Genomic DNA, 19,784 nt, shown 5'->3' on the forward strand with positions numbered 1-19,784 from the left:
TGAGTTCGATATCATCGGGCTGCACACGCGTTCCCTACGCAAATTGCTTATGGAAAGTATGTCGGGTGCTGGCGAGGGTCAAGGCCTCACCGGTCTTCGAATTGGCGCGATGCTAGCAACTCCCGAATCGTGTCAACTTGGGGCTGCCGGGCCGCCCGGATGAGGTGAAAACTCACAGCTGCGAGCTTGGCCCGGGAGCGCCTACGACCTGATGCTTCGAGAAGACTCCGCCATCGGTCGCTTGCAGCCCTGACATCCCTCCTTTTGGAGACCTTCAGCAACGCAACCTCCAGGGCTGCCAACGACCGCTTTTATTTCGGGTTGAAAAATTCACGTGCCTGCGATGTTGTCTAAAATCGATAAACGGGACCTGCGAGGAACCCCGATGACGAAGACAGCTGTACGTATGCGTCGCGGCCAAGGATCCGTGGGCAAGCGAACGAGAACCGTTCTCAAATTGGCTGAGAAATTGCAGATGCGTCGCTTGGCCAGGATTAACGCCGTCCTGCAGAGGGCGGAAGAATCCGGCCTGCGCGCTGAGAAGGACCGCAGGATTGCGGGACGGGTGAGTGCTGAGCTCATTAAGAAGGCCAAAGCTCGAACCGGATTGATATCTGATGCCGAGCTCCGTCGAATTTGCGTTGGCCAATGTGGCTTTGGAAGACGACTTCGCCGAGACCTTCAGGAAAACCGGGGAACTGTGGATGCGGCGCTGAAGCTCGGATTCTGATTGGCCGATTTCGACTTGGTGCGGCCGTAAGATGGTCGCGATTTGATTCCAAAAAACCTTGAGCCCCGGCCCCGACATGGAGCTGCCGATCATCGGCAACCTCGTCGGGCCTGAAGTTCCGGGCGAAGGCGGCAATGATCCAGCGATCTTCGGCAGTCGCCTGACCCGGGATGCCTCATTGGTCCACGCAGGAAGGCTCAAAGACCTGCTAATTTGGTGGGATATAGCGCCCAGATTTGGCCATAGCTCCATCTTGAACTGTTTCTTTGCAATCAATATGATAAGAGCCAATTCGGTCAGAAACTCGAATCTTCTCTCTGACAGGAGCTATGCCATGGAAGAGGTCACGCGAGCGGTTCAAATGCGTGCGAAAAGAGCCAAGGAAGGTGCTTTGCTCACTTCCAAGGAATTCGTTGGCTCTGGAAACCGTGCGGCAGCCGATCAAGCTCTGAGCAGACTTGCGAAAAAGGGCGAACTGGCGCGCGTCTACAGGGGAATGTACACGCCCTCCAGGAAAACGCCGTATGGATATGTGCTGCCGGAAGCGGAAGCCGTCGTGAAGTCGTACGCTTCGTTGTCAGGTGAGAAGGTCGTCAATTCCGGTGCTACGGCGGCGAACCAGCTGGGCCTGACGACACAAGTTCCGGTTCAAAAAGTCTTTCTCACAACCGGAAAGTCGAAGAACCTGAAACTTGGCCGCCGCACAATACGCCTCAAGCACGCGCCCGCTTGGATCACGAGCCTGCCAAAAAACAGGTCGGGCGAAGCCATCCGGGCAATCGCGCACCTTGGCCGGGCTAACGGTGTCCACTACGCGAAATTGCTCAAGAACAGACTGACCCCCGAGGAATGGACTCGCGTAGTCGCTCTCAAGGCGAAAGTGCCCGCTTGGGTACATGCGGCGATCTCGAAAGCAGAAAATGAGCGGTGAATCCTTCTTCGATTTGAAACGTAGCCAGCAAAGAGACGCTCTTCTGGCCGCTTCGGAAACATTGGGACGCGAGCCGCATATCCTTGAAAAGGATATCATGGTCGTCGCGACGCTTGACGCTATCTACACATCCGCAGTCAGGGACCTCCTGTATTTCAAAGGGGGAACATCGCTTTCCAAAGTCTATCGGCTGATCGACAGATTCTCTGAGGACTTGGATCTGACCTATGACATGACAAAGTTCCTTGAGGGTGGGAACTTTGACGAGGACGGCATTCCTCCGAGCGGATCGCAGGCGAGCAAGCTAACTGAGATGGTCAGGAAGCGCTTGCCGGAGTGGATCAAAGACGAATTCGCTCCGATGATGGAGAAATCCATGGCCGACAAGGGCATCAAGGTTACCCTGGCCTATAATTCCTCGGAAACGCTCAATGTCGATTTTGAGAGTCGTTTCGATGGTCACTCTTACGTTCGCTCATCGGTTCTCTTGGAGTTCGGCGCTCGGTCCACGGGGCGGCCCGCCGAAGAACACGCAATAGCTTGCGATGCGGCTCAGGCGAACACGGGTCTCGTGTTTCCGACGGCGTCAGTCCACGCGATGGCGGTGGAGCGCACCTTCTGGGAGAAGGCGACAGCGGCTCACGTTTATTGTCTTCAGCAGAACCTCAAGAAAGACCGCTTCTCGAGGCACTGGCATGATCTCCATTATATCTACAAGTCGAAACATTGGGCGTCTGCGCTCGAAGACGCGGAGCTCGCGAGGAAGGTCGCGCGCCACAAGTCATTTTTCTTCAAGGAGAAGGACAAGGACGGCCAGATCGTGGACTACGGCAAGGCGGTCTCCGGCGAGATCGTTATGGTACCTTCTGGCACCGCCTTGAAAGAACTGGAGAAGGACTACCGCGTCATGCAGGAAAGCGGCATCACAGCCGCAGACGCGCCGGATTTCGGGGCGGTCGTGCAGAGCTGCAAGGAGATGGAAGTTGCCATCAACAGTGCCTTGGGTTCGGCGGGAAAGAAGGCGTGAACTGTGCGGGTTGCCTGCTACTCCTTGTATGAACGCGCCGGTCAGTGGCATTGTCGGGAAAAGCATCTAGCGCACGCAACTTTAAACGCTGGTCGGCAATCCTGAAGCGCCGTTTCATCCCGATGATCCGCTGTTGCTCGACGCGCGCGCTATCGCGACACCTTGGTGTCAGCTGAAGCCGCCAAGCTTCCAACGCTGCCGTCGGAAGGGCATCTTTGGGATCGCGCGGTAACACTGATCGATGTCAGCATTTTTCTATGGCCCAGTCGGCCAGTAAACAAGACTTTACCAGGCACACCGACAGCAAGCGTAATGAACCGCGATGCGAGGCGTGCCGCGCAAGCGCAGGCACGGACGAGAACCAGTTGACCGTATGTGGCAACCAAAGGGGACAGGTCTGGGCCCGGAAACAGAGCGCCCGTATTGGCTGCACGCGACCTGATGCATGCCGCAGGCCAAATATCCAGAACGCCTCATCGCCGGACCTCAACCCTTTACCAGGCCGGGCGTGCTCAGGATCACGTGACGGACCGCAATAGCGGCTATGCGGGCCGGCCCAGAAAACCGATCTTGACCGCGATCCCCGCGCCAGCCGCCGCTGCGATGAACTGGCGCCGCGAAACCCTGCCGTTCATGCCGTCTTCCCCAACGGTCTATAGCCCGATCCCACACTCGGCCGGCTCGCCTCATCTGCATAGTCCCGACTTGGGCCGGTTCCGTCATTCCGGCATCGGCAACAAACGGGACGGCCTTGCCCGGTCACGAAAATCGGCGAGCCTTTTGCATCAGCCCGCAAGATTGAAGCGAATGACTTCTGCTTCGGATGCCAATGTCCTGATACACCCATCCTCGTTGTGAGCCCTTCCGAAGGAGATGGTCGAGCTGGATGTGGTCGCGCAACGCCGGCTGGCGTGAGTTGGTGAGACGTCCGGCGCCCCGCGGAAACAACAGCCGCCCACCTGCAGAGCTCCCGACAAAGCCCAGCAGCGCCCCGCGGTTTCCGAAACGTCCAGTCACGTTTGCAATACGCGTGTTGGAAACGGTGAATCTGGGACACATTGCCGCCACGATTTGGCCGCGGGGATGCCACACGTTCCGACGACATAGCCGGCGTTGCCCAGACGGTTCGGTTCGGCACCGGCTCAACAAGCCCCCCGCCCTAGGGTCAGTGCCGGACCGAACCACTCTCATCTTGAGGGACTCAGGTCCGAACCGTGAATGCGCTCAGCAGAAGCAAGCTGATTCACTTCATTGACGCGCGGTCTCCTAAATCGCACAGGGCTGCAAACACCTGCACAGGTTTGAGGCGCGCCTCGGCTTCAGGCAAGAGGCACCTAGGCCGGCTCTACGACCCTCAGTGTGAGAGGCTCCTTCAAGTAGCAACTGACGCTTAGTCGCTAAGCACGCCTGCATACCGGTGGCCGCTCCCGATGCTCCCCTCATGGTTGGTATCCTCAACCGTGCCTGCTGATCCAACGATCTCGTCGATTTGATCCTGGTAGATCTCGGTCACTGTGCCTGGGCTCTGGCTGCAGATTAGCTCCCTGTTCCCGTAGGTCGTGTTCGAAAAAAGTTGGAACCGCGTCAGACTCATGCACAGTTGGCCCCGGACAGGAGCGCGATAAACTGACCGTTTTGGTGAATGAAGTTTTCCGTGAGTCCTGCATCGTCAAGAGCGTGGAAGGCGAGGGGATGTTGCAGCAAAGGATGTTAGTCGGCGCCTGCATCAATGCGGTAGGGCGCAAAGCTGCGCGGCAATTGCAGCCGGTCATGTTGCTGCGGAACTGGTGCTGAATATACCGTCCCGTTCCAAGATGGCGGCGCCAGGCGACTCCCGTTGAGAAAAGCCGGGCACAAAGGGATTGGAGACGTCGCGATCGCCCAGCCGGCGGTTGGCTCGCCAGCGGCTGGTGCGACGACGGCGGCACTCACATCGACAGGCGGCGGTCGAGGACGGGGTGGCATTGCCGTGCAATCCGCCCGCGCGATCTTTCCCGTCGAACCTTTGCTCCTCGACTGGCGCCGGCTGCGACAGGAGATTGCCGCCGCCTTCAGTAGGAATGCCTTGGTCGTGGCACGCTACAGCGGTGGCATTGGCGCGGTGCTGCGCAAATTGCCGATCAGGTCCGACTGATTTCCCTTTCAGACGACACGACAGCTCGGCCGCGCTGATCAGCCGGAGTAAGCGATCCCCGTCATCGAGACCTCGAGCATGCAAGCCTGCGCTCAAAGGAAAAGCTGCTGCGCGCGATATCATGCCTCTGCAAGGATCGGAGCAGTAGGCGAGAGGCGGCATCGGCGTGCCACGCGTGCCGTCGGGCTGCGAAACACGCATCGCCTTTGAGGCCAACTTCATACTTGTTTGGATAGATGGGCTCTCGGCGTGGCCCGGAGAGCTGGGAGAAGCCTCTGCAAGACTACAAGTGTAACACCATATTGGTTTAGCAGATCAAGCTTCGGTGGTAACCACCATGAAGTGGAAAACGCCTTGGAGGCCGAGCAATGGATCGCGATAGCAAACGTGCAGCTGGAAGTTCATCCCGCGAGGGGAGGAGGGCCGACCGGCGCAACCACGATGGCCTTCCGGGCGGGCCACTGACCAATATTGCAGAACGGCTAGTAACTGCTAACCCGCGCGACACAGGACGCGATCTTGGGAGCTTCAAATCCACCGAGAGGCAAATGCGACGTGCCGTTCAGGACATGGCACCCGGGCAAGAATCTGACCTCAGCAGATTTGATAGGCGCAACAACCAGCTCGGAGGATCAGCCAACGTTCTGGCCGACAGATTGACGGCCGGATTGGGGTTCAACTCGGCTGATTTTGCATTGTTCCAAGTCCAATCTGCTAGTAATGTAGCCCATTTTTTGGGACCCCAGAAGCAGACTGCTCTTATTAATCGCATTGGCGACATGGACCCAATGGAGAAAGCTCTAGGGGTCATGTTTGTGTCGCAAAACTTCAGTAAGTTTAATGATGAAAATAAATCTCGCATTTTTGACCAGGCGATTGAATTGGCTGCTGATCCTCATCAGCACCAAATGGTCAAGGCGACCGCCCAAAATGCTATTGTCGCTGTGTATCACCAGTTAGACGCAAATCAACAAGCGCAAGCTAACTCACTTCCCCACCTGCATGGCCTGTTGCAGAACATGCCTCCGCCGCAACATGCAGCGGAGGAACGGAATGCGAATCTGGACGGCCACATAGCAGGTCTTGAAGCTGAAGTCCGTGAGACAGTAGGCCCGCCAACCTCCCGTCAACAGCTGCGGCGGGGTGGTGAAATCGGGCAGTCCCTAAGTCACGCCTATAATCACGCCCGCGAGGATCTGATGGCTGCCTCCAGAAGCAGAGATCGCTCCGGCCGTTGAGGTCTCGGGCATGGTAGTGACGCCTTCTCCCCGAATTCCGTTCGGCCTTGCCATTTCCAATGCGCTGGCCGTGGATGTACCTGCCTTTCGGTAACTTTCAGAAACACGTCTGCCGGGTGGTGCGATGCAAGCATCGCATCACCCGCTGAGGCATCGATCTGTGGAGCGCGACATCGCGCGACGTCGGTTCGGTGTCTGAGAAAGCGCAGCATTAGCTACGCTAATCCGGCAATGGAACAATGCCTTCAACAAAAACGACGCCCCCCAACATAGCCATTAGCATCGCGTGCTCACTCGCCTTGGGCTTCTGCGCGGCAAGTCTGTACGCAACGTTTCGCCATGGTGGTAGCGGCGAGGCTTTGATGACGTTTGACATCCGTGCCTTTTGGTTCGAGACGCCGTTCTATCTGGGTTTCGCAACTCCTGTCTTCTATCGGGGCGTAGCTATCGTGCTCGCCACGTCGGCGGTCGTCTTGCTGATTCAGCAGATCGTATTGCGGCGCAAACTCGAACATCACGGGACGGCGCGCTGGGCGCGAGTGGATGAGATGCGACGAACCGGATATCTGCGACGATATCGTGGCGTGACAGGGCCGGTATTTGGGAAGACAAGTGGCCCTTTCTGGCCTGGCTACTACCTGACCAATGGCGAGCAGCCTCACAGCCTCATCGTTGCACCGACCCGCGCCGGCAAGGGCGTCGGCATAGTCATTCCAACGCTACTTACATTCAAAGGTTCGGTGATAGCTCTGGACGTCAAGGGGGAGCTCTTTGAGCTTACCTCGAGGGCGCGCAAAGCCGCAGGCGACAACGTGTTCAAATTCGCGCCGCTGGATTCGGAGCGGCGCACCAACTGCTACAATCCGCTGTTGGATCTTATAGCGCTGCCTCCACAGCTGCAATTCACCGAAGCCCGCCGCTTGGCCGCAAACCTGATCACGGCCAAGGGGGAGGGCGCGGAAGGTTTCGTCAGCGGCGCGCGAGATATCTTTGTCGCGGGGATTCTTACCTGTATCGAGCGGGGCACGCCAACAATCGGCGCCGTCTATGACCTCTTCGCCCAGCCGGGGGAGAAGTTCAAGCTCTTCGCGCAACTTGCCATGGAGACCCGGAACAAAGAGGCACAACGCATCTTCGACGACATGGCGGGGAACGATACAAAAATCCTGACCTCCTACACGTCCGTCCTCGGCGATGGCGGGCTCAATCTGTGGGCGGATCCGGCTGTAAAGGCAGCTACAAGTCGCTCGGACTTTTCGGTCTATGATCTTCGCCGTCGCAGAACGTGCATCTATCTGTGCGTGGGTCCGAACGACCTTGAGGTGATCGCGCCTTTGGTACGCCTGTTCTTTCAGCAAATCGTTTCAATCCTACAGCGGTCGCTGCCCCGCCAAGATGAAAAGAACGAGGTTCTCTTTCTGCTCGACGAGTTCAAGCACTTGGGTAAGTTGGAGGCGATCGAGACCGCAATTACGACCATCGCGGGCTACAAGGGCCGTTTCATGCTCATCATCCAAAGCCTTTCGGCACTGACGGGGGCTTATGGAGAGGCTGGCAAGCAGAATTTTCTCAGCAATACCGGCCTGCAAGTGTTTATGGCCACTGCCGATGACGAGACCCCAACCTACATTTCTAAAGCCATCGGTGAATACACGTTTGAAGCCAAGTCGATTTCCTACAGCCAGGCGCGAACGTTCGATTGGAACATTCAGAATTCGCATCAAGGTGCACCCCTGTTGCGTCCCGAACAGGTTCGGCTGCTCGATGAAGACTACGAGATTGTTCTCATCAAAGGCCTGCCACCATTGCAATTGAGGAAGGTGCGATATTTTTCGGACCGCATCCTTAAACGCATCTTCGAAAGCCAGACAGGCGCCCTCCCGGAGCCGGCACCCTTGATGGAAGCTCATCCAGATGACACTGACGGTTAATCGCCCGTTCGCGTATCCCGTCCTCGGCGATCAGAAACTCCACAACAGGTGAACGGCTATGGGAATTTGCATCTCCAAATCCTCCGGATCGACTCGACATGCCACACATGACACGGAAGAGTCCCCGCGAGAATCCACGGCAGCGCTGAGGGTCTCCCTGGGCACACCTGCCGACAGGTTGCGACGGGGCGGAGATGCGCCTCTGGAGCCACATCAGGTCCAGCAGGCCGCCTACCATATGGGAGCGTGTGTCGTCGGTGACGAGGTCACCAGCCCGACAAGACTCGCGACAGCGGGGCAAACAGTTCACGACGTTCGCGTGCTGCTCAAGCATGGCCGGGGAAACGTTAAGGTGGACGACATTCCCTCTCACGGCCACAACAGCATCGGATCGGCGGTTGCAATGGTGGGAGCAGACGCCAACATTAAGGTTGCATTGGCCGTAGTCATGGGAGCGGCGTGCTGCAATCAGACCGCTCCCCTTTCCGCTATCGTCCACGCCCCACACATGGCGGCCGACGAGCGGAGTGTGACCTCTAGTGCTTCCGTGTCAATGAAAGAGATAACCCACGAAGGTGATGAGATCCCAGTCAAGACGGGTCACATTTGGAACGAACTGCGGCGCGGAAGCCGCGACCCGAGGTCGACCGTGGTTATGGATGCCTGGGCCAACGGTCCCGCTGTTCGGTTGAAAGACAGCGCATGGAGTGGAGTGCCGGTCAAGGAAGGTCATTGGTCGATGGACAAAAGCGACGCCGAATTCCTGAAAAACCGTGTTGAGGGGTTGATTCCGTTCGTGCATCCGGACACAAATGAACAGACTGCCCACGATTTGCGCCGGAAGCAAAACGCACCCGTATCATGGGAAAAATATGCAGAAGTACAAGTGATCTCACCCGAGTTCGCTGATAGTGTACGCAACGCATTGTCCCGTATTCCTGGAGACCATCAAAAGGAAATCGCATCACTGATGATTCAGGAATCCTACGGAATGGATCCTTCCTCGCGCACGCACCAAGACGCAGTGGAATCAGTTCTGGTGGCCGTCAACCAACTGGACTCGCTGCCCCGGCCTCCTGTCGAGCCGCCGCAATTGGCGGCGTATCACCAGTTCGACGCAAATCAACAGGCCCAAGCTTACGCAGTTCCCGGCATGCAAGATGTCTTGCCGCACATGCCTCCGCCGCAGCATGCAGCAGAGGAACGGAATGCGAATCTGGACGGCCACATAGCAGATATTGCAGCTTCATTCCGTGATACAGTAGGCCCGCAAACCTCCCATCGACAGCTGCGGCGGGGTGGTGAAATCGGGCAGTCCCTAAGTCACGCCTATAATCACGCCCGCGAGGATCTAATGGCTGCCTCCAGAAGCAGAGATCGCTCAGGCCGTTGAGGTCTCGGCCATGGTAAGTGACGCCTTCTCCCCGAATTCCGTTCACGGCCTTGCCCTTTCCAATGCGCTGGCCGTTGATGTACCTGCCTTAGGGTAACTTTCAGAAACACGTCTGCCGCTGGTGCGATGCAGCATCGCACCACACGCTCCGGCATCGATCTGTGGAGCGGCGACAGCGCGGGGCGTCGCTCCGGTGTCAGAGAATGGCTAATCCGGCACTGGAACGCTAATCCGGCACTGGAACAATGCCTTCAACAAAAAATGACGCCCTCCAACATAGCTTTTTGAGCTTTTCACCGGCACGGACAACTGGCCGGGTTCTTCAGCACCCTCGGTCGCACGGTTGTCCAGGACGACCGCGGTACGGAGCGGGTCGTCGATGCCTACAACGGCGAGGATTCAGGATCTCGATCGGCTAGCCAACGTTTGTTGAACCATTCGATGTTCCAACGTTGGCAGTGGTGCCCTCTTTGATGAATCGTGAACGGTGAGCCGATCAACTCAGGCTCCAAGACGATATAACGCCGGCAGACCACCCTCAGGCGGTGCCGCGCTCTTAGGGTGGTGGAGGCACGAAGCTGGCCTTGGGAGATGCACCCGAACCGACAATGGCATTTGGCCTCGATCCTCTACGAGCGCCTTGACGATGTGTGATCCCGATCGGCGGATGCACGCGGTCGGGCGACCTCAAGTGCTTCGCCGTCAGGCCCGCAAACAAGGCCGTTTGGGGCGGCAAACGCCTCGCCCCACTCCTTCATCGCGTTCAGGACCGGCGCGAGCGTCTTCCCGAACTCTGTGAGAGAGTACTCCATGCGGGGCGGCACTTCGGCAAAGACCTGGCGTTCGACCACGCCGTCGGTTTCGAGTTGTCGGAGTTGCATCGTGATGGAGCGCTGGCTCGGCTCGCCCACCATGCCCCGGAGTTCACCACGTCGTGGGCCGTTGAGGAGTTCGTAGATGATCAGCGGTTTCCACTTTCCGCCGGCCACGTCGACCGTCACCTCCACGGCACAGTTGTAGGCGAAGCTCCAATAATGTACTTTATACACCTATAGGCAAATATTGCCTACAAGAACACTTGTGGCATCGATATCCCTTTGGTCATTGGCAATTGTCAGGAGACCGAGAATGAGAGCTGCTTTCTACTACGGGCGGGGTTCCGCGAAGGGCGTCCTCCAGATAGGTTCTCTTCCTGATTCCGAGCCCAATTCGGCGAGGTCCGGGTCAAGGTGGCCGTCTCCGGCCTGAACCCCTCGGATGTCAAGACAAGAACGGGCTTAGGCGGCAGGCCGATCCCCTTTCCCCGTGTGGTTCCCCATCAGGTGCGGCCGGGATCATCGACAAGGTTGGGCCGGGCATGTCCGAGGAGCGGATCGGCGAACGGGTCTGCGTTTTCAAGGCTCAGACAGGCCAGGCGTTCGGATCCGCGGACGAGTTCGTGTTGGTTCCTTCCTCCCATGCGCCCCCTCTTCCCGAGAATGCGTCGTTTGATGTCTGGGCATCGCGGCCATCACCGCCCATCGCTGCCTCTTCGCAGATGGTGATCTGCGCGGAAAGCGCGTTCTCGTCCAAGGCGGCGCGGGAGCCGTCGGCACGGCGGCCATCGTCCTCGCCAAATGGGCGGGAGGATCCGACCGTCAGGTTGTCGATGCCGTTCCTATCGACGATGTTCGGGGGCTATGCCTTCCGCTTCATATTCTTCTACACGATCCCTGAGGATGCGTTCCGCCAAGCAGAAGAGGACTCCGCCTGCGGGGCGGCTGGGGCCTACTGGACGCAGATCGCGATGAAGCTGCCGCTCGACCGCTTGCCGAAGCGCATGAGGCACAGGAGAGGGGCAAGGCAGTCGGCAAGATCCTGATCGAAATCTGATCTGATCTTGCATTTTGGCGACGGAGCGTGCCACCCATCCCTCACTCGGAGTCGGGGCACATTTGCTGATTTCCTGCACGGCCTAAAAGCAGTCGTTCAGAAGATCGTCAACGGGCGGCTTCGAAAGCGCCGCCGGTTAGTCGTTGGGCGTCAAGCCGACGATCCGGACCATGTCGGGATACGAGACCCAGTAGGTGCTGGGAGGATGACCTCGTCGCTTTCGCCGACGGGTGCCATCAAGGCGTTGTAGATGACCTGCTTCGATCCCACCCGTCACCTGATCGAGGTCGCAACGGGGCTTTGCGATGATGGCTGGCGCAGCGCCGGCGCATCGTTCACGGGCGTCTACCGCGTCTTGCCTGCTGCGAGGCGGCCAGGACCGCATCCTTGGGCCTCCTGTTGGCGCACGAGCGCCGTCGGCTGGGTAGCCAGCATCGCCCGCCGCCACCGAGACCGGCAACTGCTACGCAGAAGGACGAAGCCGATGCCACACATCCATTCCGCAAATCTTTCTATCTAACAATTCGATTTCCCCGATTATCTGATGAGGAATATGAGGGCGCCAGGTGGCGTGGTGGGAGGCTCATCGGCCGATCACGAGGATTGGATGGCGGGTGACGAGGGCAATGACCGGCTTGAGCGTCGTCGCGGCAATGACAAGATCGAAGGTGGCGATGGCGATGATCACGGCATCGGCTGCGAGGGAAATGACTGAATCTGGGGCGGAACGGGCGACGACTATCTTCGCGGCGACAACGGCCGCTTCCAACGCGTCTCGTCGGCGAGGATCATGACAAGCTCTTCGGCGGTCCCGGCTACGATCTGCTCTCGTGGGTGACGCCAATGACAATTTGACCGGGGGGCCGGCAATGACACGTTTCTGTTCCAGTTCACAATTCGATCCACGGAGTAGTCGTAGGGACGGCGGACATTACCACTACAGCGATTTCAACGCGAAGGAGGACACTTTCGCCTTCGATGCGGTGGGCCGCTGCGACGACAGTTTTGGCGCGAACTTCGTCAACAAAGCCGCCGCAAAGTCTGGCAGCCCGTCTGCGGGTGCGAAGGGCAAGCATGTGGTGGTGATCACTGACCCGTATGTCACCTCCCGCTGACAGCAACGCTGCTGATTTGCGCTTCAACCGAGGAGTTACCTCAACGTGTTCGTATCCTTCTTCCCGCAGCCGAAGCCTTTTTTCATCTCGGCCGCCGTCTGGAGCCTTCTGCTCGTCCTCCTGTGGTTTTTCGGCGGCGAACACCTTGGCACGATGCTCGGCATGCCGCCGGTCGATCCGCAGGCAGAACTCGTCATCAGCCCAATCAGATTCCTGACGCCGGCATTCCTCTGGTTTTACGGATATTTCTTCGTCGGTATAGGCGTATTCTACCTTTTCTGGGCGCTGTATTCCCCGCATCACTGGCAGAACTGGTCGATCCTTGGCTCTGGTTTGATCATTTTCGTCACCAATTTCATCGTCCAGCTCAGCGTGGCGCTCAATGACTGGCGCGGCATGTTTTACGACATGGTGCAGAGGGCACTCACCACACCGGGCTCCGTTTCCGCTGCCGAGCTTTACTACGGCGTATGGCAGTTTCTGTCCTTGGCTCTGGTCTATATGAGCATTGCCGTTCTGAACGTCTTTTTTGTCAGGCACTATGTGTTTCGCTGGCGCACCGCGATGAACAATTATTTTACCGCCTACTGGCCGCGGCTGCGCCATCTCGAAGGGGCGTCGCAGCGCGTTCAGGACGACACGATGCGCTTCTCCGGCACAATGCAGGGGCTCGGAGTGAACTTCATCGACTCCATCATGACCCTGATTGCATTCCTGCCTTTGCTGGCCTCCCTGTCCCTCCATGTCTCAACGCTTCCAATCGTCGGCGCAATCCCTTATCCACTGGTCATCGCGGCGGTCGGGTGGTCGCTGTTTGGCACCGGCTTGCTGGCAATCGTCGGCATCAAGCTTCCCGGCCTGGAATTTCGCAATCAGCGCGTTGAAGCCGCTCTGCGCAAGGAACTTGTCCTCGGCGAGGACGATACGGCACGCGCGCAGCCACCAACGCTGGCCGAGCTTTTCAGAAATGTTCGGAAGAACTATTTCACGTTATACACTCATTATGTCTACTTCGACATGGTCCGCTATCTCTATCTCCAAGTCGACAACGTTTTTGCTACCTTTCTTCTTGTTCCGACCTTAGCTCTTGGCAAGATAACATTTGGCGTTTTCCAGCAAATTGTCACCGCGTTTTCCCAAGTCGCCAGTTCGTTCCAATATCTCGTGAATTCCTGGCCGACCATCGTCGAGCTGATATCCATCTACAAACGCCTGCGCGCCTTCGAGGCGACGCTTGAAGGGGCGCCGCTAACGGAAATCGACCAAGACTATTTGGCGCGAGAGCGGGCCGGCTTGCGCCTTGAGGATCAGCCGGTAAGCTGAGCGTGGCGGGCGGCGGGCGCTTCTCGTCAGCCACCCACCGACGTCTGCTTTTCGCCGTCACGTCGCCGTGAAACATAGTCGCAATAGCTGATGCACTCGACATCGGGCTTAATGCAGACCTCGCCGGCAAAGCGCTCCAGCGCATGCCAGTAGGCGCTGTCATTCATCAGCGTGAAATTGGACCGAGTTCCAACGGAATGCGTTTGTCCTGGTACTGCATATCGAAGGCGGTGCGGAAGGGTCTGTCCGGTCGGCGAATTCGTCCGCCTTGCTCGGCCGCTCGAAGCCGCCGGAATAAGAGGTAATCCATCGCGATCACCCGCGTTGTGTCGGGAGCTTCCGGAATCTGCGGCAGCGAGAAGCGCTCCCCCGGCTGGGCAAAGAGGGCCCCGATAGCGGACAGGAGTTGCGAAACCCAGATAGAACGGCGTCTCGAACCAAAAGGCACGGATGTCAAACGTCATCAAAGCCTCGCCGCTACCCCCCTGGCGGAACGTTGCGTACAGACTTGCCGCGCAGAAGCCCAAGGCGAGTGAGCACGCGATGCTAAAAGCCGCGCCGCATCTGCGTTGCCGGTTTGCGCCTCCAGTTCCAGAGCAGCGGCGATCGCCGAGAACTTGATGCCTTCGTTCGACTTGTCTTCTTTCGCCGTATGGTGAAGCGCTACGAGCTCCGTCATTCATTGCCGCCGCGCCCTAACTGCCCGCCTCGGTGTCCGACTGATATTGGACGACCTGGGTGTTTTGGAGCACCACCGTGTTATTGCGGATCGCGACTTCCTTAAGGCGTCCGGCCAGACCCTTGATGCCCAGTCCGCAGCGCTCTTGGGCACGAGGCCGGCGTCGGGCCACCCACCGTTTGCTGCTCGTGCGAAAGATTTGCGCTAATCTGCCATCTGGTGCCCCGAACCAGAAGTGATGTGCAACCTATAATCGTCGGAAACGACGGAATGTTACCGTTGTGCAGACGGTCGGCCAAACCGCTGCGTCGGCTTGGACTATCCCCAGGTAGCGCCGGCTGCGGCAACCTCATCGCCGTTCCTTTCGGGGTTCATGGGCGTGTCTCGCAGACCTGGCTGTGGCCGTCAAAGTCGATGGCGATGATCTGGCGCCGCCGCGAGAGGAGACCAGTGACCTGCGCCATAGCAGCAATCGGCATTGAACTTACGGGCAAGAACGACGATGGGTTTGTCCTCGCCGAAGGACTCACGATGCCCTTCGGCCGACAGGGCTCACGCTCATCCGACGTCGCGTCCCAAGTTGGAGTACCGCGTCGGACCCACCAGCGGTCTGTATCTTGTCTTGGATTCCGTAGAATTTGAGCGGAGGCTTTGTAGTGTTGTTTTGTGTTTAATCGCCCAAAAGTGGCATAAGATTGCAGTGAGGAACGCCGGTCTACAGATTTGTTCCCCTGAGGGGCGCGAACCTTGTGCTCACCTGTTCTCGGTCACGGCTCTCGGCGTGACCCAGAGAGCTGCGAGAAGTCTCTGCGAGACTACAAGTGTAACACCATATTGGTTTAGCGGATCAAGCTTCGGGGGTAACCTCATGGGGTAGAGATACGACTCCTGGAAGCCGAGCAATGGATCGCGATAGCACACGGACACGTGCAGCTGGAAGTTCATCCCGCGACGGGAGGAGGGCCGAGCAACGGCGCACCGCTGCGCGGATTGGCGCAGAATATGACGATACAGTTTGATGTGAGGCTAGTGTGAACCCGCGAAATAGTAACCCATCCCGTGTAACAGCTTTGTCGCAGGTGCAGGGCGCCGGCTTGGGAGAGGGGCAGGCGGACCAGGCCCGGCAAGTGGGCTATAACCAGCACCTTGCCGAGGCCCGCAGGCTGTTGGATCAAGCTGACGAGTCGCCAACGAATCCAGAAGAGGTTCTGCGACTTGAACAGGGCTTCCGCGAAGTGCTTCAGCTACGGCAGCATGATCAAGCCGCCTCGTCCTTTTTCAGCGACCCAGGGATGCCCGCTCGACGGGGTGACCTAAACAGCATCGTTGCCGACGCTTTCGCAGCCACCGGCTCTGGGCACGCCGGAGTTGAGGCCGCTGCCCCGCCGCCGTTAGCTGCCAGCCAACAGCAGACTCGGCCCTGGCCGGAAGCGCTTGACCAGAGCAATCGCCTGCTACCCGAGTGGGTGATCATCAACGACGAACATTACACAGCGCTGGTGCGGCCAGCCGAGAGGCAGAGGGTCCTGAATACGCCGCAAGCCGCCGCCATTCAGCCGCCGCGGAGCGAAATCGGCAATTCAGGCGGCCGCGTGCCGATGCAGCCCCTCGTGCAGCAATTGGGTGAATTGCCATTGGAAGCGGTACCCGTTCAAGGGAGAGGGTCCGAGCACACCCGAAGGCTGCATGCAGAGGCCGCGCCCTTCGCAAGGTCTGAGGCGCCCCCCGCTGCCATCGAGTACTCCATCAACGTCTCATTCGCCGTGCCCAAAGACTTCTCCCACGGGATTCAACGCGTCCCAGACGCAATGCTCTCTTTCGTGGACCGCCATGACCCCTTGCCGAATGCGGGCCGGACCCGGCAAGCGAGACTTGAGCAGCACGTGGCCGAGCCGCGCCGAGCGAGCGGCGACCCTGCTACCCGCTATCCCCATCTGTCCGACGAACATCGGGACGTGATTGATAAGGCGATCGCCGATGCTGAGGCTCAGCAACACCATAGCGCGGGGACGCTCCGAATATACTCGGCTGCGCTTCGCCGATTGGCGAATGATCTCGGCGCTCGTGGCCAAGCGACTGATCTAAAAAATCACCAGTCCCTGGTCGATCACGTAGATGCTTTCCTTCCGAAAAACGGTGATATAAAGACGGCTTTGAACTTCCTACGTGCATATCATGAGCCGGGCTATTCGGCGCCTGGCCGGCGGCCAGTGCCGTCGAAGGCAGACGCGCATCTCTTGGAACAAGTGGCCAATGACAGCAGGTTGGCCCCAGGCAGCCGTGCTGTCTATGGTCGTAAGCTTCGCAGATTTTCTGAGGCGCTGGAGAGTCAGGGTCGGACGATCTCTGGGCTGGATCATGATTCGCGGATCGAATTCGCCGAGAGGTTGTTTCCAGGCAACCGCAATCTGCTCTCCGCGCTGCAACGGGTTAGCGATACGGAACCCGCGTCAGACAGGATCATGGCGGACGCTTTCGCAGCGGCCGGCTTTGGACACGCCGGAGTTGAGGCCGCCGCCCCGCCAACGTTAGCTGCCAGCCAACACCGGCCCTGGCCGGATGCGCTTGATCAGGGCAACCACCTGCCACCCGAGCGGGTCATCATCAACGACGAACATTACACAGCGCTGGTGCGGCCAGCGGAGACGCAGAGGGCCCTGAATACGCCGCAAGCCGCCGCCATTCAGCAGCCGCCGAGCGAAATCGGCATTTCAGGCGGCCGCGTGCCGATGCAGCCCCCCATGCAGCAGCTGGGTGAATTGCCATTGGAAGCGGTACCCGTTCAAGGGACAGGGTCCGAATACACCCGAAGGCTGCATGCAGAGGCCGCGCCCTCCGCAAGGTATGAGGCACTCCCCGCTGCGATCGAGGACTCCATAAACGTCTCATTTGCTGTCCCCAAAGGCTTCTATCATGGGACTCAACCCGTCCCAGACGCGATGCTCCCTTTCGTGGGCCGCAACGACCCCTTGCCTGATGCGGGCCAGGCCCGGCAAGCGGGCTTTGAGCCGCACGTGGCCGAGCCGCGCCGAGGCGGACCTGTCGCGAGTGGCGCCCGTGCCACCGGCTATCCCCATCTGTCCGACGAACACCGGGATCTTATCGATAAGGCGATCGCCCACGCTGCGGCTCAGCAAAAATTGAGCGTGAGAACCCTCCAAAATTATAGGCGTACACTTCGCCGATTGGCGAATGATCTCGGCGCTCGTGGCCAAGCGACTGATCTAAAAAATCACCAATCCCTGGTCGATCACGTCGATGCTTTCTTTCCGAAAAACGATGAAATGAAGCCGGCGTTGAGCGTTCTGCGTGCGTATCATGAGCCGGGCTATTCGGCTACTCGCGGGTGGCGAGTGCCGGTGCCCTCAAAGGCAGACGTGCATCTCTTGGAACAAGTGGCCAATGACAGCAGGTTGGCTCCAAGCAGCCGTGCTGTCTATGGTAGTATTCTTCGCAGATTTTCTGAGGTGCTGGAGAGTCAGGGTCTGACGATCTCTGGGCTGGATCATGATTCGCGGATCGAATTCGCCGAGAGGTTGTTTCCAGGCTACCGCAATCTGCTCTCCGCGCTGCAACGGGTTGGCGATGCGGAACCCGCGTCAGACAGGATCATGGCGGACGCTTTCGCAGCGGCCGGCTCTGGACACGCCGGAGTTGAGGCCGCCGCCCCGCCAACGTTAGCTGCCAGCCAACACCGGCCCTGGCCGGACGCGCTTGATCAGGGCAACCACCTGCCACCCGAGCGGTTCATCATCAACAATGAACATGACACAGCGCCGTTGCGGCCGACGGAGAGGCAGTGGGCCCTGAATCCGCTGCAAGCCGCCGCCATTCAGCAGCCGCTGAGCGAAGGCGGCCGCGTTCCGATGCAGCCCCCCATGCAGCACTTGGGTGAATTGCCATTGGCAGGGGTACCTGTTCAAGGCACAGGGTCCGAACACATTGGAAGCCTGCATGCGGAGGCCGGGTCCTTTGCAAGGTCTGACGCACCCCCCGCTGCGGTCGAGGACTTCATCAACATCCCATTCGCCGTCCCTGAAGGCTTCTCCCATGGGACTCAACGCGTCCCAGACGCGATGCTCTCTTCCTTGTACCATCATGGCCTCTTGCCGGACGCAGACCAGCCGGAATGGAACTATGAGATTAAAGGTCAGGGCTACACCGCCCGGAGGCCAGAGGGAGGCAACGACGTTTGGCTTGTCCATCGCGGTGCGATGAGGGAAGCTGCAGCCGCAGCAGTACTGGCAAGGGCTCCAGGACACGCCTTGCCTGCGACCGCCATGCTGTCAGACACCTATCGCGGTGTTCCGTTCGTCGATCTGACCAGCTCTTCCGATGCACGGATCGGAGCTTCTCCGTCAGGCTCGTCCAACCTCCCCGAGGGGGCGGTGCTCGGCGCCGACCTGCTGGGCGACGCCCATATCCACAGAGATTACCGGTTGCTGGAGCAGGACCTGCAGGTGGCCCACCCAGCGCTCGCCGCCCGAACGCGGTTGGTGGATCCGTTGGTCTCCCAGCAACTGCGCCGTCACGACCGGGACGCGCAACTTACATTGCTGTCCATCTATCATCACAGCGACGTCGCAGCCGACTTCGTGTTCCTGCCGGTGAACAGTGGCAATCCTTTGGCTACGGGGGAGAATCAGGGACGCACTGAGCATTGGTCGCTGCTGCTCGTTGATCGCCGCGACCCGGAAAGAGCGGTCGCCTATCACTACGACTCCATCCATCAGCGCGATGGACGGGGATACAATGACGCGCCTGCACGAGAGCTCGCAGCAAGACTGGACGCGACCGCCCTGGTGACACCCGAAATGGCCCGGCAGAACAACGGTGTTGATTGCGGCGTCTTCATGTTGGACGGCACGCGCGCGCTGGTTCAGAGATTGGCGAACCAAGAGTGGCCGGAACGGCAGCGGCCGCTGCACCTCGACAAGCTCGTCGCCGATCGGCAGGCGCTGCAAAACCGACTGAGGCAGGGCCGCTTGCCGCACGAGCTTGCCGCAATCCCCGCGGAAGCCTTGGGAGCAGCCGGGTCGCAGGTGCAACACGCCGTGTTGCAAGAGCAGCAAGCCCGACAAGTCGCGCCAGCGCCGTTTGACCAGCACTTGAGCAAGTCGCGCGAGGCCCCTAACGAGCTGCCGAGCCCACCTGACGGCAGCAACCGCGTGAACAGCGGGGGCGTCATCATCAACACTGAACATTACACAGCGCTGGTGAGACCGGCGAAGAGGCAGAGGACAGAGAATCCGCAAAGCCTCGCCATGGGGCGCCAGGCGAGCGAAGCAGACACGTCTTCCATCAGGCGTGACTCCGATCAAGCCCGAGCGGACCTCATGGCTTCCTCCAGAAGCCGAGAGCGCTCCGACGCAGGGCGTTGAGCTCGATGGCCAGGATGAAGTAGAACAGCT

13 protein-coding genes and 1 pseudogene are annotated in these 19,784 nt (G+C 59.1%); 9 read left to right on the forward strand and 5 right to left on the reverse strand.

Annotation, left to right across the window (positions count from 1 at the left end; genetic code table 11):
* Positions 1-274 precede the first annotated feature (274 nt).
* A complete protein-coding gene (locus A4R29_RS34785) occupies positions 275-823 on the reverse strand; it encodes a hypothetical protein (protein WP_174564961.1) in 549 nt (182 codons plus the stop codon).
* Between A4R29_RS34785 and A4R29_RS34585 the strand changes: the two genes are divergently transcribed.
* Positions 807-1,661, forward strand: coding sequence for a DUF6088 family protein (locus A4R29_RS34585; protein WP_063171390.1), 855 nt, complete (start codon positions 807-809; stop codon positions 1,659-1,661). The genes A4R29_RS34785 and A4R29_RS34585 overlap by 17 nt on opposite strands.
* On the forward strand, positions 1,651-2,688 hold the full coding sequence (locus A4R29_RS05335) for a nucleotidyl transferase AbiEii/AbiGii toxin family protein (protein WP_082827326.1): 1,038 nt from the start codon (positions 1,651-1,653) through the stop codon (positions 2,686-2,688). Before A4R29_RS34585 ends, A4R29_RS05335 begins: the two co-directional genes overlap by 11 nt.
* A 542-nt stretch (positions 2,689-3,230) precedes the next feature.
* Here the strand turns inward: A4R29_RS05335 and A4R29_RS34050 are convergent.
* Entirely contained in the window at positions 3,231-3,323 is a 93-nt protein-coding gene (locus A4R29_RS34050) for a twin-arginine translocation signal domain-containing protein (RefSeq protein WP_145923739.1), read from the reverse strand.
* Positions 3,324-5,190: 1,867 nt separating this feature from the next.
* On the opposite strand from A4R29_RS34050, the gene A4R29_RS05345 reads away from it, so the two are divergent.
* The 3 genes from A4R29_RS05345 to A4R29_RS34790 all read left to right on the forward strand — a co-directional run bounded on the left by A4R29_RS05345 (position 5,191) and on the right by A4R29_RS34790 (position 9,384).
* Positions 5,191-6,060 (forward strand): hypothetical protein, encoded by an 870-nt coding sequence (locus A4R29_RS05345; protein WP_063171392.1) that lies wholly within the window; start codon positions 5,191-5,193, stop codon positions 6,058-6,060.
* 239 nt (positions 6,061-6,299) lie between these two features.
* Positions 6,300-7,991, forward strand: coding sequence for a type IV secretion system ATPase VirD4 (virD4, locus tag A4R29_RS05350; protein ID WP_063171393.1), 1,692 nt, complete (start codon positions 6,300-6,302; stop codon positions 7,989-7,991).
* Between the two features lie 352 nt (positions 7,992-8,343).
* Positions 8,344-9,384, forward strand: coding sequence for a type III secretion protein (locus A4R29_RS34790; RefSeq protein ID WP_174564962.1), 1,041 nt, complete (start codon positions 8,344-8,346; stop codon positions 9,382-9,384).
* A gap of 629 nt (positions 9,385-10,013) precedes the next feature.
* Here the strand turns inward: A4R29_RS34790 and A4R29_RS05360 are convergent.
* Entirely contained in the window at positions 10,014-10,433 is a 420-nt protein-coding gene (locus tag A4R29_RS05360; RefSeq protein WP_082827327.1) for a winged helix-turn-helix transcriptional regulator, read from the reverse strand.
* A gap of 308 nt (positions 10,434-10,741) precedes the next feature.
* Between A4R29_RS05360 and A4R29_RS05365 the strand changes: the two genes are divergently transcribed.
* Positions 10,742-11,245: a hypothetical protein gene (locus A4R29_RS05365; protein WP_063171395.1), complete on the forward strand. Its 504-nt coding sequence runs from the start codon at positions 10,742-10,744 to the stop codon at positions 11,243-11,245.
* A 594-nt stretch (positions 11,246-11,839) separates the two neighbouring features.
* On the opposite strand, the gene A4R29_RS34970 is transcribed toward A4R29_RS05365, so the two are convergent.
* Entirely contained in the window at positions 11,840-12,025 is a 186-nt protein-coding gene (locus tag A4R29_RS34970) for a hypothetical protein (protein ID WP_027163082.1), read from the reverse strand.
* Positions 12,026-12,125: 100 nt separating this feature from the next.
* Between A4R29_RS34970 and A4R29_RS05375 the strand changes: the two genes are divergently transcribed.
* Both A4R29_RS05375 and sbmA read left to right on the forward strand, forming a co-directional pair.
* Complete coding sequence (locus tag A4R29_RS05375) at positions 12,126-12,371, forward strand: hypothetical protein (protein ID WP_063171396.1); 246 nt, start codon at positions 12,126-12,128, stop codon at positions 12,369-12,371.
* 45 nt (positions 12,372-12,416) lie between these two features.
* The gene (gene sbmA / locus A4R29_RS05380) at positions 12,417-13,694 is read left to right on the forward strand and encodes a peptide antibiotic transporter SbmA (RefSeq protein ID WP_063171397.1); all 1,278 of its coding nucleotides are present in this window, start codon (positions 12,417-12,419) and stop codon (positions 13,692-13,694) included.
* Between the two features lie 26 nt (positions 13,695-13,720).
* Here sbmA and A4R29_RS32780 read toward each other — a convergent pair.
* A pseudogene (locus A4R29_RS32780) lies at positions 13,721-14,058 on the reverse strand (polysaccharide deacetylase family protein); the annotation flags it as partial.
* Positions 14,059-15,500: 1,442 nt separating this feature from the next.
* Here A4R29_RS32780 and A4R29_RS05395 point away from each other — a divergent pair.
* Positions 15,501-19,754: a Ulp1 family isopeptidase gene (locus A4R29_RS05395; RefSeq protein WP_244506909.1), complete on the forward strand. Its 4,254-nt coding sequence runs from the start codon at positions 15,501-15,503 to the stop codon at positions 19,752-19,754.
* Positions 19,755-19,784: the final 30 nt, after the last annotated feature.

This window comes from Mesorhizobium ciceri biovar biserrulae, assembly GCF_001618845.1.
GTDB lineage: Bacteria > Pseudomonadota > Alphaproteobacteria > Rhizobiales > Rhizobiaceae > Mesorhizobium > Mesorhizobium ciceri.